Source organism: Streptomyces sp. AC512_CC834 (assembly GCF_019049325.1).
In the GTDB taxonomy this organism is placed as follows: domain Bacteria; phylum Actinomycetota; class Actinomycetes; order Streptomycetales; family Streptomycetaceae; genus Streptomyces.
In genome coordinates this window covers 270,729-292,087 of sequence record NZ_JAGMUO010000120.1, presented here as the reverse complement: position 1 = coordinate 292,087, position 21,359 = coordinate 270,729, and the positions used below count along the sequence as shown (strand labels likewise).

Genomic DNA, 21,359 nt, shown 5'->3' with positions numbered 1-21,359 from the left:
TGGGTTGATAGGCCGGATCTGGAAGCACCGTGAGGTGTGGAGGTGACCGGTACTAATAGGCCGAGGGCTTGTCCTCAGTTGCTCGCGTCCACTGTGTTAGTTCTGAGACAACGAACAGTTGTCGGCTTTCGAGCTTGAACAGAACAATTGAAGAGTGTGCTTGTTCGCTCGAAACCATTAGGGTTTCGGTGGTCATAGCGTAGGGGAAACGCCCGGTTACATTTCGAACCCGGAAGCTAAGCCTTACAGCGCCGATGGTACTGCAGGGGGGACCCTGTGGGAGAGTAGGACGCCGCCGAACAATCTTTGGAAAGGACCCCTGGTCCCCAGCGTTCAGCTGGGGACCAGGGGTCCTTTCGTTTTTCCAGGGCGCACCGGGTACCCGGCTGCGCGAGAATGACTTGCGGTACCGAAGACAGGAGTCACCGATGTCCACCAACTCTCCCGACGACCGACCGGAGCGCGACCAGCGCCGACGGGACAGTGGTGACCGCGGCGACCGTAGCGGTCAGCGTGGTGACCGTGGCGGATTCCGCCGTGACGACCGTCGGGGTGATGACCGCGGCGGGCAGCGCGGGGGCTTCCGTCGGGACGATCGTGATCGTGGGCCGCGTCGGGACGACCGTGATCGTGGTGGTGACCGTCCCAACTTCCGTCGCGACGACCGGGGTGGCGACCGTCCCCCCTTCCGCCGGGACGACCGTCGTGACGACCGCGGCGGTGACCGTCCCTCGTTTCGCCGGGATGACCGTCGTGACGAACGGGGCGGGGGCCGTCCCCCGTTCCGTCGCGACGACCGCCGTGACGACCGCGGAGATCGGGGCGGCTTCGGCCGGCGCGACGACAGTCGTCGTGATGACCGTGGTGGGCAGCGTGGTGGTTTCCGTCGTGACGATCGCCGCGATGACCGTCGTGACGACAACCGCGGTGGTGGTTACGGGCGTCGGGACGATCGTGATCGTGGTGGTGACCGTCCCAACTTCCGTCGCGACGACCGGGGTGGCGACCGTCCCCCCTTCCGCCGGGACGACCGTCGTGACGACCGCGGCGGTGACCGTCCCCCCTTCCGTCGCGACGACCGCCGGGATGACCGGGGTGGGGACCGTCCCCCGTTCCGTCGCGATGACCGCGGTGATCGTGGTGGGTTCCGTCGGGACGACAACCGTGGCGAGCGTGGGGGCTTCGGCCGTCGTGACGACAGCCGGGGTGGCGACCGCGGAGGCGACCGCGGTGGGTTCCGTGGGCGGGACGATCGCGGAGGACGGGGGCCCAGGCGCGACGACCGTGGCGGGCGGCCCGGTGGATTCCGTGGGCGTGACGACCGGCAGGGAGGCGGTGGCCGCTTCCGTGAGGAGCGGGACCGTGACCGTGAGCCGATCAAGCGCCTGCCGATCCCCGAGGAGGTCACGGGCGACGAGATCGACAAGGACGTACGGCAGGAGCTGCAGAGCCTGCCCAAGACGCTCGCGGAGGACGTCGCCAGGAACCTGGTGATGGTCGCCCGGCTGCTCGACGAGGACCCGGAGTCGGCGTACGGCTACTCCAGAGTGGCCCTGCGGCTGGCCTCGCGTGTCGCTGCCGTACGGGAGGCGGCCGGGTTCGCGGCGTACGCCAACCAGAAGTACAGCGAGGCGCTTGCGGAGTTCAGGGCCGCGCGGCGGATGACCGGGTCCGTGGAGCTGTGGCCGGTCATGGCCGACTGCGAGCGTGGGCTCGGCCGGCCGGAGAAGGCGCTGGACATGGCCGGCACCCCCGAGGTGCACAAGCTGGACAAGGCCGGTCAGGTCGAGATGCGCCTCGTGGCGGCCGGCGCCCGGCGTGACATGGGGCAGTTGGACGCGGCCATCGTGACCCTGCAGAGCCCCGAGCTGGCCTCCAACTCCGTACAGCCGTGGACCGCGCGACTGCGGTACGCCTATGCCGACGCGCTGCTGGCCGCCGGCCGGGACCGGGAGGCGCGGGAGTGGTTCGCGAAGGCCGTGGAGTCCGACCGGGACGGCAGCACGGACGCCTCCGACCGGCTCGCCGAGTTGGACGGCGTGGAGTTCGTGGACGCTCTTGACGAGCGCGAGGGCGAGCCCGAGGGCGACGTGGAGAGCCCGGCCGCCGAGGACGGTGACAAGGACTGACGTCCATGCCGTGGCGTCGTAGGCCGGGGCGTGGAAGGACATGACGACGAAGGGGGCGGGACCGGTCCACGGTCCCGCCCCCTTCGTCGTCGCCCGGGTCAGAGGTCCAGGGCGCGCAGTACCAGGCCCGAGGCCGGCTTCGGGCCGAAGGACGTCGACTTGCGGGGCATCGTGACGCCCTGTCGGGCCAGGTCGCGGACGACCTCCTCGCGGACCGGGTGCATCAGCACCGCCGTACCGCCGTCGCGTTCCGCCTTCTCGACGGTGGCCGGTGTGTCGTGGATGTAGGAGATGTGGGCCGCCGAGTCGTCGGGGACGTGCCAGACGTGGGCGAGGAGCGTGGCGTGCAGGACGGTGGCGTCCAGGGTGCGCCAGGCCTCGGGGCGGTCGGTGGGGACCGTGCGGGCCAGCAGGCCGGGGTCCGGCAGGTCGACGAGGTGGAAGGCGCCGTCGCCGGCGAGCAGGAAGGCGTTGCCCGCGACCGCCGCCTTCGCCAGGGCGTCCAGGGACTCGGCGAGGGGCGTGTCCAGGCGGCGGACGCGGAAGTGGCCGTCCAGGGCGGCCACGGCGTCGGCCACCGGGATGCCGTGCAGCAGGCGGTGGATCGCGCGGACGCGGAGCGGATAGCGGGCCGTGTCGACCAGGAGGACCAGTCCGTGGTCCCAGGGGCTGGGGGAGGGGTGTTCCGCGCGGAGCGTGCGGTAGGTCGCCCAGCGGTGGTGGCCGTCGGCGATGAGGGCCTGGTGCCGCGCCAGCTCGGTCCGGACGCGGGTCACGGCGTCGGGGTCGGTGACCGACCACAGGCGGTGGCAGAAACCGTCCTCCGTGGCCGTGGAGAGAAGCGGCGGCTGTTCGGCGGTGCGTTCCACCAGCGCGGTGGTGACCGGAGTGTCGTCGTCGCCGCGGTAGGTCAGGAGGAGGGGCTCGAGGTTCGCCCACGTGGCCCGCATGAGACCCGCACGGTCGGCGACGACGTGGGGCATGACGTCCTCGTGCGGCAGGACCACCTGCTCGGACGGGTCCGACACACGCAGGGCGCCGATGATGCCGCGTTGCAGCATGCCTTCGCCGTCGCGTTGTTCGTAGACGTACAGGCCCGGTTCGGGGTCGGCGGTCAGGACGCCCTCCGCCGTCCAGCGCCGCAGGGTCCGGGCTGCCTGCTCGTTGCGCGCCTCGGGGGTGGCTGCCTGGGGCAGGATCAGCCGGACGATGTTGTGCGGGTCGGCGGACTCGAGGTGGAGCAGGCCGTCGGGGCGGACCACGACGTCGTAGGGCGGGGACGTCACGGCGGCCAGGCTGCCGACCCGGTCGGGGTCGTAGCGAAGGCCTCGGAACGGGGTGAGTTCCAGGCCCCGGCGCACCGTTGCTTCCGGGTGACCTGCAGAGTTCATCCCGGCATCGTACGTGTGTCAGTGGCATGGGGGATGATCGGGGGAAAGGCGACGAACGAGGAGCGATGTGCAATGAGCCGGAGCGTCAGGACGAGTCCCGAGGGCAGTGGGCGGGACCTGAGCGAGGCCTACGACACGGCGCTGCTCGACCTGGACGGCGTGGTGTACGCCGGGGGGAACGCGATCGCTCACGCCGTCGAGTCCCTCTCCAGGGCCCGCGACGGCGGCATGCGCCTGGCGTACGTCACCAACAACGCGCTGCGGACTCCCGACGCGGTGGCCGCGCACCTGAGCGAGCTGGGGATGGCGACGGGTGCCGCCGACGTGATCACCTCGGCGCAGGCGGTGGCCCGGCTGATCGCCGAGCAGGTGCCTTCGGGGGCGCGGGTGCTGGTGATCGGCGGGGAGGGGCTGCGCGTGGCGCTGCGTGAGCGCGGTCTCGAGCCCGTGGAGTCGGCCGAGGACGATCCGGCGGCCGTGGTGCAGGGATTCGGCGGCCCGGAGCTGCCGTGGGGGCGGTTCGCCGAGGCCTGCTACGCCATCGCGCGCGGCGTGCCCTGGTACGCCTCCAACACCGACCTGACGATCCCGGGCGCCCGGGGGATCGCCCCGGGCAACGGCGCGGCGGTGGAGGTCGTACGCATCGCCACCGGCGCGGAGCCGCAGGTCGCGGGGAAGCCGTTGCCTCCCATGCACCGCGAGACGATCCTGCGGACCGGCGCCCGGCGCCCGTTGGTGGTGGGGGACCGGCTCGACACGGACATCGAGGGGGCGTTCAACGGGGAGGTGGACTCGCTGCTCGTCCTGACCGGCGTGACCGACGGGGCGCAGTTGCTTGCGGCGCCGCCGCAGCACCGGCCGACGTACGTCGATGCCGATCTGCGCGGACTGCTCACCGGACAGCCGGACGTCACGGGCGACGCGGGCGCGGGCGCGGACGGCGGCTTCCGCTGCGGCGGCTGGACGGCGAGAGCCGGAGAGGAGCGGCTGGAGCTGGAGGGCGACGGCGCGGCGCTGGACGGGCTGCGGGCGTTGTGCGCGGCGGCCTGGACGGCCGGCGGGGAGGAAGGGTGCGGGCTGGACTCGGGGAAGGCGTTGGCGCGGCTGGGGTTGTGAGCCGGCGCGAGGAGAAGAAGCCGGGCCGCGGGAGGGGCGGGGGGCCCACCCACGGGAGGGCGCGAAGCCGCCTCGGGACGGGCGGAGAGCCGCCACGGGACGGGCGGAGAGCCGCCACGGGACGGGCGGGGAGCGCCTCAGGACGGGCGGGGAATGCCTCGGGACGGGCGGGGTGCGGCCTCGGGATCGTGATCGCTTGGCAGGGTAGGCTAGCCTAACCACGTGTTGGTCGACAGTCCCCCCGAACAGCGCGCGGAGACCGCTCCCGCGCCGCCCGCCAAGCGCCGTGTCCTGCGTGCCGCAGGGCTGCCCGTCGCCGCGGCGGTCCTGGTGTTCATCGCGTTGGCGAGTGTCGCGATCGGCGCGAAGGACCTGTCCTTGGCGCAGGTCTGGCACGGCCTCTTCCACGACTCGGGCACCTACGGCGACGTCGTGGTGGGCGAGCGGGTGTCGCGGACCGTGCTCGGTCTGCTGGCCGGCGCCGCGCTCGGCCTCGCGGGAGCCGTACTGCAGGCGCTGACCCGCAATCCGCTGGCCGATCCCGGGCTGCTCGGCATCAACGCGGGCGCCTCCGCGGCCGTCGTCACGGCCATCACCTTCTTCGGCGTCACCTCGCTGACCGGGTACGTCTGGTTCGCCTTCGCCGGTGCGGCGGGGGTCGGCGCGCTGGTCTGGTTCCTGGGCGGCAGCCGGGGGGCCACGCCGGTGCGACTCGTACTGGCCGGCACCGCGATCAGCGCCGCGCTCTTCGGCTACCTCCAGGCCGTGATGATCATGGACGACGCGGCGCTGGGCAGGATGCGCTTCTGGACGGTCGGTTCGCTCGCCTCGGCGACGACCGGGACGATCCGGGAAGTGCTGCCCTTCTTCGTGGCGGGCACGGTCCTCGCCCTCGCGCTGTCCCGGCCGCTGAACGCCATGGAGATGGGCGACGACACGGCCAGGGCCCTCGGCGCCAACCTGAACCGCACCCGGGCGCTGTCCATGCTCGCCGCGACCGTGCTGTGCGGGGCCGCGACGGCCGCCTGCGGGCCGATCGTGTTCGTCGGGCTGATGGTCCCCCACATCGTCCGCTCCTTCACCGGACCCGACATGCGCTGGATCCTCCCGTACGCGGCGATCCTGTCGCCCGTGCTGCTGCTCGGCGCGGACGTGCTCGGCCGGATCGTCGCACGGCCCGCGGAGCTTCAGGTCGGCATCGTCACCGCCGTCCTCGGCGGGCCGGTCTTCATCTTTCTCGTACGACGGCGGAGGACGGCCCAGTTGTGAAGACCACGAAGACCACGAAGACCGCGACGACCGTGAAATTCGCGAAGACCGTGAAGCGCAACCGAGCCGTGCGCAGCCCGGGCGGGCTCTCGTTCCGCGTCGACGTCCGCTCCGTGGTCGTCGTCGTCCTGCTGCTGCTCGTCGCGCTCACCGCCAGCGTGCTGCTGATCGGCACCGGCGACTTCCCGATATCGGCCGCCGACGTGCTCAGGACCCTGGTCGGACAGGGCAACGCCGGCCAGGAGTTCATCGTCAACGAACTGCGGCTGCCGCGGGTCCTGGTCGGGCTGCTGGTCGGCGGTGCGCTCGGGGTGGGCGGTGCGCTGTTCCAGGCCATCTCGCGCAACCCCCTCGGCAGTCCGGACGTCCTCGGCCTCGGCCAGGGCGCGACCGCCGGTGCGCTCATCATGATCGTCCTGTTCTCCGGCAGCTCGGCCCAGGTCACCCTCGGCGCGCTCGCCGGCGGCCTGGTGACCGGATTCGCCATCTACGTGCTCGCCTGGAAGCGGGGCGTGCACGGGTACCGGCTGGTCCTGGTCGGTATCGGGGTGTCCGCGATGGTCACGGCGGTCAACGGCTACCTGCTCACCCGGGCCGACATCGTCGACGCCTCCCGTGCCGTCGTCTGGATGACCGGATCTCTCAACGGCCGTGACTGGGACCAGGTCTGGCCCCTGCTCGCCCTGTGCGCCGTGCTCGTCCCGCTCGTGCTCACCAACGGACGGGCGCTGCGGATGATGGAGATGGGCGACGACATCTCGTACGCCCTCGGTGTGCGCGTCGAGCGGGTGCGGGCGCTGCTGATGGTGGCCGCCGTACTGCTCACCGCCGCGGCCACCGCCGCCGCGGGGCCGGTCGGCTTCGTCGCGCTCACGGCGCCGCAGCTCGCCCGGCGCCTGACCCGCTCGCCGGGGCCCAACCTGCTGCCGTCCCTGTGCATGGGCGCCGCCCTCCTGGTCGGCGCCGACTGGATCTCGCAGCGGGCCTTCGGCGCCGACCAACTGCCCGTGGGCGTGGTCACCGGCGTACTGGGCGGCGTCTACCTGCTGTGGCTGCTGGTCACCGAGCGCAAGGCGGGCCGGATATGAGCGCCGGCACCGGTGTCCGCAGTGGGCTGAACAACCAAAGGAGCAACGTGAACCGCCTGACCGCCGAGAACGTCACCCTCGCCTATGACCAGCGGGTCATCGCGGAGCAGTTGTCGGTGGAGATACCCGACAACTCCTTCACCGTGATCGTCGGCCCGAACGCGTGTGGCAAGTCCACCCTGCTGCGGGCCCTGTCGCGGATGCTCAAGCCCAGCGAGGGCCGGGTGCTGCTCGACGGGTCGGTCATCCAGTCGATGCCCGCCAAGCAGGTCGCGCGGACCCTCGGCCTGCTGCCGCAGTCGTCCATCGCGCCCGACGGCATCACCGTCGGCGACCTCGTCGGACGGGGCCGCTACCCGCACCAGGGGATCCTGCGCCAGTGGTCGACCGAGGACGAGCGGGTCGTCCAGGAGTCGATGGCCCAGACCGGCATCTCCGAGCTGGCCGAGCGCTACGTCGACGAACTCTCCGGCGGGCAGCGCCAGCGCGTGTGGATCGCCATGGCGCTCGCCCAGCAGACCCCGCTGCTGCTGCTCGACGAGCCGACGACGTACCTGGACATCCAGCACCAGATCGACGTCCTCGACCTGTGCGCGGAACTCCACGAGGAACAGGGCCGCACGCTTGTGGCCGTCCTGCACGACCTCAACCACGCCGCCCGCTACGCCACCCACCTCATCGCCCTGCGCGAGGGGGAGATCATCGCCGAGGGCGCGCCGAAGGACATCGTCACCGCCGACCTGGTCGAGCGGCTCTTCGGGCTGCGCTGCCAGGTCATCGACGACCCGGAGACGGGCACGCCGCTGGTGGTGCCGGCCGCACGCAAGGCGCGGGGCGCAAGCGGCACGCAGCTCGGCAAGACGGCCGAGAAGGTGGCGGCTACAGAAGCTTCCTGAGGCGGAACAGATCGCGCAGGCCCGCCTCCAGCTTCACCCGGCCCGAGCCCCAGGCCTTGGCGAAGTTCAGTTCGCCGGCCACCAGGGCCACCAGGTCGTCGCCGGTCATCGCCAGCCTGATCTCGGCCTTCTCGCGCGGCGGCCCCGCAAGGGTCTCGCGCACGTCGATACCGCCGTCCGCCATGCGTCCGGCGAAGGTGACGTCCAGGTCGGTGATGTGGCAGCTCACCGAGCGGTCCAGCTCCGTGGCCGACCGCACGTCCCCTTCGGCGCCGCGCATGGTGTCCGAGAGCTTGTCGAGTGCGGCACGGCACTCCTCAGTCGTCGCCATCGGGACGAACCGTACCCCAGCGGTACGCGGTAGCGTCGGGGCATGAGCGACGCAGTACCGGAGCCGGCGGCCCAGTCGGCGGCCCAGGAGACCGAGGCCGGGCCGGAGGTCCGGGAGGCGGAGTCCGGGTACGAGCCCGCGGTCCCCGCCCCGCTGGACGTCCCCCGCGCCCCCACCGGCAACGCCGAGGTGGACGCGCGGCTGGCGCGGCTGGCCGACGCCGACCACCTGGCCACGGACGGGCATGTCGAGGTGTACGAGGATGTGCACCGGGGGCTGCGCGACGCGCTCACCGCGCTGGACGCCCGCCCGGGACCTCCGGCGCCCTCGACAGCCCCGACATCCCCGACACCTCCGACACCTCCGACACCCCTGACATCCCCGTCGTCGTACGAAGACAGGAGCTGAACCGAACGTGGCAGGAGTCGCACGCCGCCGTCTCGACGCGGAGCTGGTCCGCCGCAGGCTCGCGCGTTCGCGCGAGCACGCGAGCCAGCTAATCGCCGCCGGGCGGGTCACCGTCGGCAAGACCGTCGCGACCAAGCCCGCCACGCAGGTCGAGACCGCCGCCGCGATCGTGGTGACCGTAGACGACGGCGACCCCGACTACGTCTCGCGCGGCGGCCACAAGCTCGCCGGCGCGCTGGCCGCGTTCGTACCGCGGGGGCTCGTCGTCGAGGAGCGGCGGGCGCTGGACGCCGGCGCCTCAACCGGCGGCTTCACCGACGTACTGCTGCGGGCCGGTGCCGCGCACGTCGTCGCCGTGGACGTCGGATACGGACAACTCGCCTGGAGTCTTCGGCAGGATGAACGCGTCACCGTCAAGGACCGTACGAACGTACGCGAGTTGACGCCGGAAGCGATCGATGGGGAGCCCGTGGACCTTGTCGTGGGGGATCTGTCCTTCATCCCGCTCGGACTCGTACTGCCCGCCCTCGTGCGGTGCACGCGGCCGGACGCCGACCTGGTGATGATGGTGAAGCCGCAGTTCGAGGTGGGCAAGGAGCGGCTCGGCAGCGGGGGAGTGGTACGCAGCGCGCAACTGCGGGCCGAGGCCGTGCGCACAGTCGCCCGGAAGGCCTGGGAGCTGGGACTCGGGGTGAAGGGGGTCACCGCCAGCCCGCTGCCGGGTCCCTCCGGGAACGTCGAGTATTTTCTGTGGCTGCGGGCCGGGGCCGGCGAACTGGACCCGGCCGACGTTGACCGTGCAGTGGCGGAGGGGCCGCGTTGACACAGAACCGAGCGCGTACTGTTTTCCTGCTCGCCCACACCGGGCGCCCCGCTGCCATCCGCAGCGCGGAGCTGGTGGTCAAGGGGCTGCAGCGGGCCGGGATCGGGGTACGGGTCCTGGAGGCGGAGGCGCGTGACCTCCCGCTGCCGGGAGAGGTGGAGCTGGTCGGCGAGGCCACTCCGCAGTGCCTCGACGGATGCGAGCTGCTCATCGTGCTGGGCGGCGACGGGACGCTGCTGCGCGGCGCCGAGTTCGCCCGGGCCTCCGGGGTGCCGATGCTCGGCGTCAACCTCGGGCGGGTCGGGTTCCTCGCGGAGGCCGAGCGGGACGACCTCGACAAGGTCGTCGACCGGGTGGTGAACCGGGCGTACGAGGTCGAGGAGCGGATGACCGTCGACGTCGTCGTGCACCGCAACGGCGACATCGTGCACACCGACTGGGCGCTTAACGAGGCGGCCGTGCAGAAGGCCGGCGCCGAGAAGCTGCTGGAAGTCGTGCTGGAGATCGACGGGCGGCCGGTGACGGGGTTCGGCTGCGACGGCATCGTGCTGTCGACGCCGACCGGGTCGACGGCGTACGCCTTCTCGGCCGGCGGCCCTGTGGTGTGGCCCGAGGTGGAGGCGCTGCTGATGGTGCCGATCAGCGCCCACGCGCTGTTCGCGAAGCCGCTGGTGACCTCGCCGGACTCGGTGCTCGCGGTGGAGGTGCTGCCGCACGTCCCGCCGGGGGTCCTGTGGTGCGACGGGCGGCGGACGGTGGAGCTGCCACCCGGGGCGCGGGTCGAGGTGCGGCGGGGGGCGGTGCCGGTGCGGCTGGCTCGGCTGCACCATGCGTCCTTCACCGACCGGCTGGTGGCGAAGTTCGCCCTGCCGGTGTCGGGGTGGCGCGGGGCGCCGCACTAGCGATCTCGAAGGGGTGGTTCCGGTGCGGTGCGTCGCGGGCCGCCGGGTGCGTAGTGGCTGGTCGCGCCCCGCGGCGCAGCCGCGATCAGCGCAGTTCCGCGCCCCTGGCGGCATGCGCCTTCCCGGCGTGACATGGGTGGCCTGTGTGCGCTTCCCGCCCTCGACCTCGTATGGTCGGGTCCGTGCTTGAGGAGATGCGGATACGGTCGCTCGGAGTCATCGACGACGCCGTGGTCGAGCTGTCGCCCGGGTTCACCGCTGTCACCGGTGAGACGGGTGCCGGCAAGACCATGGTGGTCACCAGCCTGGGGCTGCTGCTGGGCGGACGCGCGGACGCGGCGCTTGTGCGGATCGGGGCGAAGAGCGCGGTCGTCGAGGGGCGGATCGCCGTGCCCGGGGGCGCCGCGGTCGCCGTCCGGGCCGAGGAGGCCGGGGCCGAACTGGACGACGGGGCGCTGCTGATCAGCCGTACAGTTTCCGCCGAGGGGCGCTCGCGCGCGCACCTGGGCGGGCGGTCGGTGCCGGTGGGGATGCTCGCCGAACTGGCCGACGAGCTGGTGGCCGTGCACGGGCAGACCGACCAGCAGGGGCTGCTCAAACTGTCCCGGCAGCGGCAGGCCCTGGACCGGTACGCGGGTGACGCGGTCGCCGGACCGCTCGCCAAGTACGCCGAGGCCTACCGGCGGCTGCGGGCCGTCGCCACCGAGCTGGACGAGATCACCACGCGCGCGCGTGAGCGCGCCCAGGAGGCCGACCTGCTGCGCTACGGCCTCGACGAGGTGTCGGCCGTCGAACCGCGCGCAGGCGAGGACGTGGAGCTGGCTCAGGAGGCGGAGCGGCTGGGCCACGCCGAGGCGCTCGCGTCGGCCGCCACGGCCGCCCACGCCGCCCTGGCGGGCAACCCGGAGGACCCCGAGGGTGTGGACGCGGCGACGCTCGTCGCGGGCGCGCAGCGGGCCCTGGACGCCGTACGGTCCCACGACCCGGCGCTGGCCGGACTCGCCGAGCGGATCGGCGAGGTCGGCATCCTGCTGCGCGACGTGGCCGGGGAACTCGCCGGATACGCCGACGACCTGGACGCCGACCCGCTGCGGCTGGCCGCGGTCGAGGAGCGCCGGGCCGCGCTCACCACGCTGACCCGGAAGTACGGCGAGGACGTCACCGCCGTGCTGACCTGGACCGAGCAGAGCGCCGCGCGGCTGACCGAGCTGGACGGCGACGACGAGCGGATCGGTGAGCTGACCGCCGAGCGGGACGCGCTGCGGGCGGAACTGGGCGGGCTGGCCCAGGCGCTGACCGACGCGCGTACCGATGCCGCCGAGAGGTTTGCCGCCGCGGTGACCGCAGAGCTGGCCTCGCTCGCCATGCCGCACGCGCGCGTGTCCTTCGCGATCCGGCAGACCGAGGACCCGGAGGGCGTGGAGGTCGGCGGCCGGCCGGTCGCGTACGGGCCGTCGGGCACCGACGAGGTGGAGCTGCTGCTCGCCCCGCATCCGGGTGCGCCGCCGCGGCCGATCGCCAAGGGCGCGTCCGGTGGTGAGCTGTCCCGCGTGATGCTGGCCGTGGAGGTCGTCTTCGCCGGGACCGATCCGGTGCCGACGTACCTCTTCGACGAGGTCGACGCCGGCGTCGGCGGCAAGGCGGCGGTGGAGATCGGCCGGCGCCTCGCGCGGCTGGCGAAGGGCGCGCAGGTCGTGGTCGTCACGCATCTTCCGCAGGTGGCCGCGTTCGCCGACCGGCAGCTTTTGGTGGAGAAGACGAACGACGGCTCGGTGACCCGCTCCGGCGTCAAGGTCCTCGAGGGCGAGGATCGCGTCCGGGAACTCTCCCGCATGCTCGCCGGCCAGGAGGACTCCGAGACGGCCCGCGCCCACGCGGAGGAACTGCTCGCGACGGCCCGGGCGGACGCGTAGCCCGGCCGGGGGGAGAGGGACGGACGACCGCGACACGTTCACTCGTACGAGTGAGGTGGTTCTGAGTTGGCGGCTCACCGGTGGCTTGCCGGTGGTCAGGCGGTGGTCAGTCGGTGGGTTGCCTGTTGTCCCGTCGCGCTGGTCGTCGTTCCCGGAACACCCGTGCGGCCTGGCATCCTTGACGGAGCGGCGCACAGGAAACCGCGCGGCGTGCCCCGTCCCCACCATCCTTCTGTACGTTCTTCGTGACCGTCCCCCGCCGAACCAGGAGCCCCGGCCAGGTGACCCCCGTGAGCAGCCACTCACCGCACGGCCAGCAGCCACTGCGCACCGTGCAGGTGCTGGGCGGCGGCAACGCCGGCAGCAGCGCGCACGTGCGCTCGCTGGCCGCGGGGCTTGTCGCACGGGGCGTGAAAGTGACCGTGTGCGCCCCCTCCGATGCGGAGTGCACCTACGACTTCACGGGCGCCGGAGCCGACCACGTGCACGTCCCGCGCAGCAGCGACCCCGTCTCGGTCGCCGCGCTGCGAACGGTGTGCGCGAACGCCGACCTGGTGCACGCGCACGGACTGCACGCCTCCTTCCGGGCCGCCCTGGCCCTCGGCGGGCGGCGCGTGCGCACTCCGCTCGTCGTCACCTGGCACGACCGCGTGCACGCCGAGGGGGCGCGCGCCCAGCTCCTGCGCGTGCTGGAACGGCGGGTGATGAAGGCCGCCACCGTGGTGCTCGGCGCCACCTCGGAACTGGTCGACGGGGCGCGGCGGACGGGCGCGCGCGACGCCCGGCTCGGCCCCGTCGCGCTGCCCGCCCGGCCGGTCCGGCCCGCCGGGCCCGAGGACCCCGACCGGCTGCGCCCCAAGGTCCGGGCCGGACTCGGTGCCATCGGCCGCCCGTTGCTGGTCGCGGTCGGCTCCCTGGAGCGGCACCGGGGGTACGACGTCCTGCTCGACGCCGCGCGCGTGTGGCGCCGCCTCGACCCGGCGCCGCTGGTCGTCGTCGCCGGTGAGGGGCCGCTGCGCGGGGAGTTGCAGGAGCGGATCGAGGGCGAGGGACTGCCGGTGGTGCTCGTCGGCAGCCGCGACGACGTCCCCGAGCTGCTGGCGGCGGCCGACGTCGCGCTGTTGCCGAGCCGCCGGGAGACCGGGCGTTCCGTTCTGGCCCAGGAGGCGCTCCACGCGCGCGTGCCGCTAGTCGCGGGCGACGTGGGCGGCATCCCCGAACTGGTCGGCGACGCCGCCGAACTCGTCCCGCCCGGGGACGCGGAGGCGCTCGCCGACGCCGTCGTCCGCCTCCTCGACGACCCCGCGCGGCGGGACGAACTGCGGGAGCGGGGCATACGGCAGGCGGCCACCTGGCCGACCGAGGACGAGACCGTCGCCCAGGTCCTCAGCGTCTACGACGAGTTGACCCAGCCCACACCGTTGCCTTGAGCGCCCGCCTCGCGGGCCCGGCCCTCAGGAGACGTGCCGTCGGGCGCGCAGGGCCAGGCTCAACGCCAGGACGGTCTGCGGGTCGTCGAGGTCGGTGCCCAGCAACTCACCGATCCGCGCCAGCCGGTTGTAGAGCGTCTGCCGGTTGAGATGGAGTTCGCGCGCCGTCTCCGCCTTGCGGCCGGCGTGCGCCAAGTACGTCTGGAGGGTGGGCAGCAGGGGCGGCTTCGAGCGGTCGTCGTGCTCGCGCAGCGGGCCGATCGCCCGGTCCACGAAGGCCGCGAGGTCGGGATGGCCGCGCAGCCGCCACAGCAGCAGGTCGATGTCGAGGCGCCGGGCGTCGTACCAGGGCCGGTCGGTGAGGCCCTGTGCCGCGGTCGCCGTCTCCGCCGCGTGCCGCAGGCCCGCCGACGCCGCCGCCCAGCCCCCGGCCACCCCGACGACCACGACGGGCGGCTGCGCCCCCGGCCGCCGCATCCCGGCCCGCTCCACGCCCGCCCGCAGCGCCGCCGCGACCCGGTCGGCGACGGCCGCCCGCTCCGACTCCGAGCGCAGGCCGAGGAGCAGCGGAACCCGGCCCTCCACCGGCCGTACGCCCAGCAGCACCGGCACCCCCACCGACGCGAGCTCCTCGGCGACCGCGCGTGCCAGCACCGCCCAGCCGCCGCCCGCGGGGGACAGGGCGTCGCCGAGCCGCATCACCACCGGGAGCAACGGGCTGCCGCCCGGCTTGAAGCCCAGGACGCGTGCCTGGGCCGGGGCGTCCTCCGCCGCGATCCGGCCCTCGGCGAGGTCGGTGAGGAAGTCGCCGCGTCCGCGCGCCGCCAGCTCCTCCTCCTGCCGTGCCTGCATCAGCACCACGGCGAGGATGCCGGCCGCCCGCTCCGCCGCCATCCGGTGCACCGGCGCCAGCGGGGACCGTACCGGCAGCAGGACCATCCGGGCCCGGACCGACCCGGCGCCGGGTCCTCCGCCGGGCACGTCCACCAGGACCGAGCCCGCCGGGGGCGGCGCCTCCTTGTGCGGGCCGCGCAGCCCCTCCCAGACCTGGAGGGGGTCGGCTCCCTCGGGGCCGGAACCGGCGGCGTACAGCAGGCGGCCGTCGGTCGTCTCCAGGAAGACGGGGTTGCCGGCGAAGTCGGCCAGGATGGCGAGGACCTGAGGCACTCCGCCGCCGCCCAGCAGGGCCTCGGTGCAGCGGCGGTGCACCTCCTCGGCCCGTTGGAGCAGCGCGTAGTGGCCGTTGACGATCTCGGTGTGGATCTCCTCGGTGACCGTGACGAACGGCACCTCGCGGTGCAACTGCGCCAGCGGCAGCCCGGCCGCGCGGGCCGTGTCGACCAGGGCCGCGGGCAGCCGGGCGAAGCGCGGGCCCAGCTCCACGACGAGGGCCGCGATGCCGCGCTCGGCCAGCGTGCGGACGAACGCCCGCTGCTCGGCGGGGCGGGTGCCCAGGCCGTACCCCGTGGTCAGCAGCAGTTCGCCGCCCTTGAGGAGCGAGGCGATGTTGGGCACCTCACCGGCGTGCACCCAGCGCACGGTCCGGTGCAGGCGGTCGGCACCGGCCAGGATCTCCGGCAGGCCACTGCGCAGCCCGGGCAGCTCCAGTGCCCGCTGCACGGTGATCCCGGCGCCCTGCGTGTCGAATCCGCTGTTCCTGCCGCTGTCCATGAGCCGGACGCTACCCGTGCGCCCCTGGTCGGGACATCCCCGGGACGGGACGCCGGTCGGCACGGCGGCGACCGGGTGGTCGACGGGCCATGACCATGAACATCACCGTGGTGGCCGCCGCACGTGAGGACGACGGCTCCCTCGACGAGCCCCTGCGGGTGGCGGTGCGGGCCGACCGGCTGGGCTACTCCGAGGTGTGGCTGGGGGAGGGACCGGCCTGGGACGCGTTCGTGCCGGCCGCGGCCGTCGGGGCGGGCACCGGGCGGGTCGCTCTGACCGCCGGGCCTGTCGCCGTGTCGGTGCGGGATCCGCACGGCATCGCTCGGCGCGCCGCCTCGGCGGCCGCGGTCACCGGGCCCCCGGTCGGGGTGGCGCTGGACACGTCCGGCAAGCGGGTGGTCGAGGGGGTGCACGGCCGCCCCGGAGGAGACGGCCGCGGCACCGCGGGAACCGCTGCACGGGACGCCGGGGGAGCCCGTGGTGCCCGGCAGCGGCTTCGTGCGACGGCATCGGCCACCGGCCACCGGGGGGTCCGCTCACCGTGGCGGCCTTCGGCGACCGCGCGATCTCCGTCGCGGCGCGGTACGCCGACCGCATGCTGCTGGACGTGGTCTCGCCCGAGCAGGTACGTGTCCTGTGCGCCAAGCTCGTCGCGGCGGCCGACGAGGCCGGGCGGACCCCGCCGACGCCGCCGCGTGGGTGCCCGCCGCCGAGGACCCCGACCCCGCCTCGCTCACTGTTCGAGGCACTGTTCGAGGCCGCCGGTTTCGGCGAGGCGGTCGGGTCGGCCCGTGGCGGCGCCGACCCCGACACCCTGCCTGCGGGCGCTGCCACCGGAGGCGGCGGCCACGGTGGGTCTGATCGGCGACCTCGACACCGTACGGGCCCGGACGGACGCCTGTGCCGAGGCCGGCCTGGACGAGACCGCCCTGGTACCCGCGACGGCCGGCAACCCCGGCGGAGAACGGACGCCGACGGCACTGGTCGGCTCACTGGCCGGCTGAACGACCGCGCGGGTGCCGCAGCGGGGCATGCGCGGGCCGAGGCGCCGACCTTGCGCGAGGTCGGCGCCCACCCCCTCGTGCCCGGGTCGGTTCAGCCCCCGTACGCCCCGCTCGCCGTCAGGCGTAGTGCCGTGTCGATGAGGGGGACGTGGCTGAAGGCCTGGGGGAAGTTGCCGACCTGGCGTTGGAGGTGGGGGTCCCATTCCTCGGCCAGCAGGCCGAGGTCGTTGCGCAGGGAGAGCAGCTTCTCGAAGAGCTTGCGGGCCTCGTCCACCCGGCCGATCATCGCGAGGTCGTCGGCCATCCAGAACGAGCAGGCGAGGAAGGCGCCCTCGTCGCCCGGCAGGCCGTCCACGCCCTCGTCCTTGCCGTCCGTCGGATAGCGCAGGATGAAGCCGTCCGACGTGGACAGCTCACGCTGGATGGCCTCGATGGTGCCGATGACCCGCTTGTCGTCCGGCGGCAGGAAGCCCATCTGCGGGATCAGCAGCAGGGAGGCGTCCAGCTCCCGGGAGCCGTAGGACTGCGTGAAGGTGTTGCGTTCCTTGTCGTAGCCCTTCTCGCACACGTCTCGGTGGATGTCGTCGCGCAGTTGCTTCCAGCGCTCCAGCGGGCCGTCCGCGTCGCCGGACTCGATCAGCTTGATGGTGCGGTCGACGGCGACCCAGGCCATCACCTTGGAGTGCACGAAGTGCCGGCGCGGGCCGCGCACCTCCCAGATGCCCTCGTCCGGCTCGTGCCAGTGGGACTCCAGGTAGCGGATCAGCTTGAGCTGGAGCACCGAGGCGTAGTCGTTGCGGGCCAGCCCCGTCATGTGGCCCAGGTGCAGGGCCTCGGTCACCTCGCCGTACACGTCTAGCTGGAGCTGGTGGGCCGCGCCGTTGCCGACCCGGACCGGGGTGGAGTTCTCGTAGCCCGGCAGCCAGTCCAGCTCCGCCTCGCCCAGTTCACGCTCACCGGCGATGCCGTACATGATCTGCAGGTTCTCCGGGTCGCCCGCGACCGCGCGCAGCAGCCACTCGCGCCACGCCCGGGCCTCCTCGCGGTATCCGGTGCGCAGCAGCGAGGACAGGGTGATCGCGGCGTCCCGCAGCCAGGTGTAGCGGTAGTCCCAGTTGCGGACGCCGCCGATGTCCTCCGGCAGGGAGGTGGTGGGCGCGGCCACGATGCCGCCGGTGGGGGCGTACGTCAGGGCCTTCAGCGTGATCAGGGAGCGGACCACGGCCTCCCGGTAGGGACCGTGGTACGTGCAGTGCTCGACCCAGTCGCGCCAGAAGTCCTCGGTGGCCACCAGCGACTGCTCGGGCTCGGGCAGCGCCGGCGGCTCCTTGTGCGAGGGCTCCCACGAGATGGTGAACGCGATCCGGTCACCCGGCGCCACCGTGAAGTCCGCGTACGTGGTCAGCGCCTTGCCGTAGGTCTCCGCCTCCGTGTCGAACCACACGGAGTCCGGACCCGCGACGGCCACCGTGCGGCCCTCGTGCTTGTGCACCCAGGGGACCACCCGGCCGTAGCTGAACCGCATCCGCAGCTCCGAGCGCATCGGCACCCGGCCGGAGACGCCCTCCACGATCCGGATCAACTGCGGCGCGCCGTCGCGCGGCGGCATGAAATCGGTCACCCGGACCGTGCCGCGCGAGGTGTCCCACTCGGACTCCAGGATCAGCGAGTCGCCGCGGTAGTTCCGCCGGGCCGCGACGGGTGGTTCGGCACCGGGGGAGTAGGCGGGTCCCAGCCGCCAGAAGCCGTGCTCCCCGGTGCCGAGCAGACCGGCGAAGATGGCATGCGAGTCGAAGCGGGGCAGGCACAGCCAGTCGACTGTGCCGTTCCGGCAGACCAGGGCAGCGGTCTGCATGTCTCCGATGAGTGCGTAGTCTTCGATGCGCCCGGCCACGTGCAACTCCAGTCGAACGGCCACGTCACCCCACGTGGGGGCGGTCGCTAGTGCGGTCAAGGGTGGGGTCAGGGGTGTGTGTCAGTGGGATGTGTGTCATGTGTCGTTGAGCCATGAAGCAAAGCAGCCGTCGGGCCGTGGAGCCAAACGCTGTGCCGCAAACGACAATTGTTGCTCAACGAACTGACGAGCTCTCGTTGTTCCGGGGCTGACGGGCGAGGGGTGGTGCCATGTCGCCGGGCGGGCTCGGCAGCGAACGTCCGAGCAGGATACGACGCACGTAGATGATCTGTGTGCCGCTCCGGGCAACCCGGGTCCGCCGAACGGGTGACCACCCGGTGAGGAAACGGTGACGCTCCCGTCTGCGTGTCCGGGCGTGCGCGGAGGGTGTCCGGAAGCCATCGCCCCGAGGCGCTGATACGCTGGTAGCCCGTGGACCGGTGGGAGAAAAACCCCGGAACCGCAGCGACGGCGCCGCCGACGACCTCCGGGACGACCGGGTCGAAGGACGCGCGCACCGCACCCCAGACCGCGACCACGGGAGCCCCCTCTTGGCCATGCCGCCCGCTGCTTTTCGAAACAGCACAGCTTCGACGACCAAGCACATCTTCGTCACCGGGGGTGTCGCCTCCTCGCTCGGCAAGGGGCTGACCGCCTCCAGCCTCGGCATGCTGCTCAAGGCACGGGGTCTGCGCGTCGTGATGCAGAAGCTCGACCCGTACCTCAATGTCGACCCCGGCACGATGAACCCCTTCCAGCACGGTGAGGTGTTCGTCACCAACGACGGTGCGGAAACCGACCTGGACATCGGACACTACGAGCGCTTCCTCGACCGTGACTTGGACGGCTCCGCCAATGTCACTACGGGCCAGGTCTACTCGACGGTGATCGCCAAGGAGCGGCGCGGCGAGTATCTCGGCGACACGGTGCAGGTCATCCCGCACATCACCAACGAGATCAAGCACCGCATCCGCCGCATGGCGACGGACGAGGTCGACGTCGTGATCACCGAGGTCGGCGGCACCGTCGGCGACATCGAGTCGCTGCCGTTCCTGGAGACCGTCCGCCAGGTCCGGCACGAGGTGGGCCGCGACAACGTCTTCGTCGTCCACATCTCGCTCCTGCCGTACATCGGCCCCTCGGGCGAGCTCAAGACGAAGCCGACCCAGCACTCGGTCGCGGCGCTGCGCAACATCGGTATCCAGCCGGACGCGATCGTGCTGCGCTGCGACCGCGAGGTGCCGACCGCGATCAAGCGCAAGATCTCCCTGATGTGCGACGTCGACGAGGCCGCGGTCGTGGCCTGCCCCGACGCCCGCTCGATCTACGACATCCCCAAGGTCATCCACACCGAGGGCCTGGACGCCTACGTCGTCCGCAGGATGGACCTGCCGTTCCGCGACGTGGACTGGACGACCTGGGACGACCTGCTCGACCGCGTCCACAAGCCCGACCACGAGATCGTCATGGCCCTGGTCGGCAAGTACATCGACCTGCCCGACGCCTACCTCTCGGTCACCGAGGCGCTGCGCGCGGGCGGCTTCGCCAACAAGGCCCGCGTGAAGATCAAGTGGGTCACGTCCGACGACTGCAAGACCTCGGCCGGGGCCAAGGCGCAGCTCGGCGACGTCGACGCGATCTGCATCCCGGGCGGCTTCGGCGACCGCGGCGTGCTCGGCAAGGTCGGCGCGATCAAGTACGCCCGCGAGAACCGGATCCCGCTGCTCGGCCTGTGCCTGGGCCTGCAGTGCATCGTGGTCGAGGCCGCGCGCAGCCTGGCCGGCATCTCGGACGCCAACTCCACCGAGTTCGACCCGGCCACCGGCCACCCGGTCATCTCCACCATGGCCGAGCAGCTCGACATCGTGGCAGGCGAGGGCGACATGGGCGGCACCATGCGGCTCGGCATGTACCCGGCGAAGCTGGCCGAGGGCTCCATCGTGCGCGAGGTCTACGACGACAAGGAGTACGTCGAGGAGCGGCACCGCCACCGCTACGAGGTGAACAACGCCTACCGCGCGGAGCTGGAGAAGAAGGCCGGCCTCGTCTTCTCGGGCACCTCCCCGGACGGCAAGCTCGTCGAGTACGTCGAGTACCCGCGCGACGTCCACCCGTACCTGGTCGCCACGCAGGCGCACCCGGAGCTGCGCTCGCGCCCGACCCGCCCGCACCCGCTCTTCGCCGGGCTGGTCAAGGCCGCGGTCGAGCGGAAGACGTCGAAGTAGCACACCAGTTGTACGGTGGCCGGGGCGCGCGCACTCAACGGCGCGGGCCCCGGCTTTCGCGTACGTCTGGAAGGACAGGTCAGGGATGACGGGCAGCACGATCAAGGACAGCCCCGAGGAGTGGGAGGTCCGCGGCACCCGGACTCCCTTCCGGGGCAACAAGACCTCCGTCCGCACCGACGACGTGGTCATGCCCGACGGCTCCGTGGCGACCCGCGACTACCAGGTCCACCCCGGCTCCGTGGCCGTCCTCGCCCTGGACGGCGAGGGCCGGGTGCTGCTCGTCCGGCAGTACCGGCACCCCGTGCGCGAGAAGCTGTGGGAGATCCCGGCCGGCCTGCTCGACGTCCCCGGCGAGAACCCGCTGCACGCCGCCCAGCGCGAGCTGTACGAGGAGGCGCACGTCAAGGCCGAGGACTGGCGGGTGCTGACCGACGTCTACACCACCCCCGGCGGCTGCGACGAGGCCGTACGGATCTTCCTCGCCCGGGACCTGTCCGAGGCCGAGGGGGAGCGCTTCGAGGTCGAGGACGAAGAGGCCGACATGGAGCTGGAGCGGGTGCCCGTCGCGGACCTGGTCCGGGGGGTGCTCGCGGGGGAGCTGCACAACAACTGCCTGGTCGTGGGCGTGCTCTCGCTGGTCGCGGCGGAGCGGGGCGACGGACTCGACGCGCTCCGTGCGGCCCAGGCGCCCTGGCCGGCGCGTCCCTTCGAGGTCTGAGCGCGTCGCGTCGAGGCCTGAGCGTGTGGCGTCAAGGCCCGAGCGTGTCGCGGTCCGAACGCCGCCGTTGCACCATGCCGGTGTGACCATCGGTTGATCCGATCGAGGGACGTGCCCGCCGCGCTCCGCCGGGAATGTAGCAGAGCGT

At 72.7% G+C, this 21,359-nt stretch carries 18 protein-coding genes, 1 rRNA gene and 1 pseudogene; 16 read left to right on the top strand and 4 right to left on the bottom strand.

All coding sequences use genetic code 11. The features are described from left to right. The first annotated feature begins 184 nt into the window (after positions 1 to 184). The 3 genes from rrf (at position 185) to KUM40_RS38110 (ending at position 2,129) form a co-directional block, all read left to right on the top strand. Positions 185 to 301, top strand: a 5S ribosomal RNA gene (gene rrf, locus KUM40_RS38120). A gap of 221 nt (positions 302 to 522) precedes the next feature. Next, the gene (locus KUM40_RS38115) at positions 523 to 1,494 is read left to right on the top strand and encodes a hypothetical protein (RefSeq protein WP_308401326.1); all 972 of its coding nucleotides are present in this window, start codon (positions 523 to 525) and stop codon (positions 1,492 to 1,494) included. After that, a complete protein-coding gene (locus tag KUM40_RS38110; protein WP_217170920.1) occupies positions 1,386 to 2,129 on the top strand; it encodes a tetratricopeptide repeat protein in 744 nt (247 codons plus the stop codon). The genes KUM40_RS38115 and KUM40_RS38110 overlap by 109 nt, the downstream gene beginning before the upstream one ends. Before the next feature lie 98 nt (positions 2,130 to 2,227). On the opposite strand, the gene KUM40_RS38105 is transcribed toward KUM40_RS38110, so the two are convergent. Next, the gene (locus KUM40_RS38105; protein WP_217170898.1) at positions 2,228 to 3,520 is read right to left on the bottom strand and encodes a DUF1015 domain-containing protein; all 1,293 of its coding nucleotides are present in this window, start codon (positions 3,518 to 3,520) and stop codon (positions 2,228 to 2,230) included. Between the two features lie 72 nt (positions 3,521 to 3,592). On the opposite strand from KUM40_RS38105, the gene KUM40_RS38100 reads away from it, so the two are divergent. The 4 genes from KUM40_RS38100 to KUM40_RS38085 all read left to right on the top strand — a co-directional run bounded on the left by KUM40_RS38100 (position 3,593) and on the right by KUM40_RS38085 (position 7,889). Continuing rightward, entirely contained in the window at positions 3,593 to 4,636 is a 1,044-nt protein-coding gene (locus KUM40_RS38100) for an HAD-IIA family hydrolase (protein WP_217170897.1), read from the top strand. Between the two features lie 222 nt (positions 4,637 to 4,858). Then, positions 4,859 to 5,905 (top strand): iron ABC transporter permease, encoded by a 1,047-nt coding sequence (locus tag KUM40_RS38095; RefSeq protein ID WP_217170896.1) that lies wholly within the window; start codon positions 4,859 to 4,861, stop codon positions 5,903 to 5,905. Between the two features lie 50 nt (positions 5,906 to 5,955). Beyond that, a complete protein-coding gene (locus KUM40_RS38090) occupies positions 5,956 to 6,993 on the top strand; it encodes an iron chelate uptake ABC transporter family permease subunit (protein ID WP_217170919.1) in 1,038 nt (345 codons plus the stop codon). After that, complete coding sequence (locus KUM40_RS38085) at positions 6,990 to 7,889, top strand: ABC transporter ATP-binding protein (protein WP_217170895.1); 900 nt, start codon at positions 6,990 to 6,992, stop codon at positions 7,887 to 7,889. Before KUM40_RS38090 ends, KUM40_RS38085 begins: the two co-directional genes overlap by 4 nt. On the opposite strand, the gene KUM40_RS38080 is transcribed toward KUM40_RS38085, so the two are convergent. Continuing rightward, positions 7,873 to 8,220, bottom strand: coding sequence for an SCP2 sterol-binding domain-containing protein (locus KUM40_RS38080; RefSeq protein ID WP_217170894.1), 348 nt, complete (start codon positions 8,218 to 8,220; stop codon positions 7,873 to 7,875). The genes KUM40_RS38085 and KUM40_RS38080 overlap by 17 nt on opposite strands. Before the next feature lie 42 nt (positions 8,221 to 8,262). On the opposite strand from KUM40_RS38080, the gene KUM40_RS38075 reads away from it, so the two are divergent. From KUM40_RS38075 to KUM40_RS38055, 5 genes are all read left to right on the top strand, one after another. Then, positions 8,263 to 8,628, top strand: a complete 366-nt coding sequence (locus tag KUM40_RS38075; protein ID WP_217170893.1) for a hypothetical protein — start codon at positions 8,263 to 8,265, stop codon at positions 8,626 to 8,628. A gap of 7 nt (positions 8,629 to 8,635) precedes the next feature. After that, a complete protein-coding gene (locus tag KUM40_RS38070; protein ID WP_217170892.1) occupies positions 8,636 to 9,451 on the top strand; it encodes a hemolysin in 816 nt (271 codons plus the stop codon). Further along, positions 9,448 to 10,353 carry an NAD kinase gene (locus KUM40_RS38065; RefSeq protein WP_217170891.1) on the top strand — a complete coding sequence of 302 codons (906 nt, stop codon included), beginning with the start codon at positions 9,448 to 9,450 and terminating at the stop codon, positions 10,351 to 10,353. The genes KUM40_RS38070 and KUM40_RS38065 overlap by 4 nt, the downstream gene beginning before the upstream one ends. Positions 10,354 to 10,523: 170 nt before the next feature. Next, positions 10,524 to 12,266: a DNA repair protein RecN gene (gene recN, locus KUM40_RS38060; protein WP_217170890.1), complete on the top strand. Its 1,743-nt coding sequence runs from the start codon at positions 10,524 to 10,526 to the stop codon at positions 12,264 to 12,266. 281 nt (positions 12,267 to 12,547) lie between these two features. Then, positions 12,548 to 13,696 carry a glycosyltransferase family 4 protein gene (locus tag KUM40_RS38055; RefSeq protein WP_217170889.1) on the top strand — a complete coding sequence of 383 codons (1,149 nt, stop codon included), beginning with the start codon at positions 12,548 to 12,550 and terminating at the stop codon, positions 13,694 to 13,696. Between the two features lie 24 nt (positions 13,697 to 13,720). On the opposite strand, the gene KUM40_RS38050 is transcribed toward KUM40_RS38055, so the two are convergent. After that, positions 13,721 to 15,367, bottom strand: a complete 1,647-nt coding sequence (locus tag KUM40_RS38050; protein WP_217170888.1) for a PucR family transcriptional regulator — start codon at positions 15,365 to 15,367, stop codon at positions 13,721 to 13,723. 89 nt (positions 15,368 to 15,456) lie between these two features. Between KUM40_RS38050 and KUM40_RS41885 the strand changes: the two are divergent. Together KUM40_RS41885 and KUM40_RS41875 are read left to right on the top strand one after the other, a co-directional pair. Then, positions 15,457 to 15,777: pseudogene (locus KUM40_RS41885) on the top strand (LLM class flavin-dependent oxidoreductase); the annotation flags it as partial. A gap of 381 nt (positions 15,778 to 16,158) precedes the next feature. Beyond that, a complete protein-coding gene (locus KUM40_RS41875) occupies positions 16,159 to 16,371 on the top strand; it encodes a hypothetical protein (protein ID WP_254396306.1) in 213 nt (70 codons plus the stop codon). Positions 16,372 to 16,462: 91 nt separating this feature from the next. Here KUM40_RS41875 and KUM40_RS38040 read toward each other — a convergent pair whose 3' ends face one another. Further along, positions 16,463 to 18,265, bottom strand: coding sequence for a glycoside hydrolase family 15 protein (locus tag KUM40_RS38040; protein ID WP_217170887.1), 1,803 nt, complete (start codon positions 18,263 to 18,265; stop codon positions 16,463 to 16,465). Between the two features lie 557 nt (positions 18,266 to 18,822). On the opposite strand from KUM40_RS38040, the gene KUM40_RS38035 reads away from it, so the two are divergent. Continuing rightward, positions 18,823 to 20,490, top strand: coding sequence for a CTP synthase (locus KUM40_RS38035; RefSeq protein WP_217170918.1), 1,668 nt, complete (start codon positions 18,823 to 18,825; stop codon positions 20,488 to 20,490). 85 nt (positions 20,491 to 20,575) lie between these two features. Next, on the top strand, positions 20,576 to 21,211 hold the full coding sequence (locus KUM40_RS38030) for an NUDIX hydrolase (RefSeq protein WP_217170886.1): 636 nt from the start codon (positions 20,576 to 20,578) through the stop codon (positions 21,209 to 21,211). Positions 21,212 to 21,359: the final 148 nt, after the last annotated feature.

Excerpts from the sequence above, each read along its gene's own strand:
- KUM40_RS38105 (WP_217170898.1), bottom strand. The coding sequence starts at position 3,520 with ATGAACTCTGCAGGTCACCCGGAAGCAACGGTGCGCCGGGGCCTGGAA.
- KUM40_RS38100 (WP_217170897.1), top strand. The coding sequence starts at position 3,593 with ATGAGCCGGAGCGTCAGGACGAGTCCCGAGGGCAGTGGGCGGGACCTG.
- KUM40_RS38085 (WP_217170895.1), top strand. The coding sequence starts at position 6,990 with ATGAGCGCCGGCACCGGTGTCCGCAGTGGGCTGAACAACCAAAGGAGC.
- KUM40_RS38080 (WP_217170894.1), bottom strand. The coding sequence starts at position 8,220 with ATGGCGACGACTGAGGAGTGCCGTGCCGCACTCGACAAGCTCTCGGAC.
- KUM40_RS38075 (WP_217170893.1), top strand. The coding sequence starts at position 8,263 with ATGAGCGACGCAGTACCGGAGCCGGCGGCCCAGTCGGCGGCCCAGGAG.
- recN (WP_217170890.1), top strand. The coding sequence starts at position 10,524 with ATGGTCGGGTCCGTGCTTGAGGAGATGCGGATACGGTCGCTCGGAGTC.
- KUM40_RS38050 (WP_217170888.1), bottom strand. The coding sequence starts at position 15,367 with ATGGACAGCGGCAGGAACAGCGGATTCGACACGCAGGGCGCCGGGATC.
- KUM40_RS38035 (WP_217170918.1), top strand. The coding sequence starts at position 18,823 with ATGCCGCCCGCTGCTTTTCGAAACAGCACAGCTTCGACGACCAAGCAC.
- KUM40_RS38030 (WP_217170886.1), top strand. The coding sequence starts at position 20,576 with ATGACGGGCAGCACGATCAAGGACAGCCCCGAGGAGTGGGAGGTCCGC.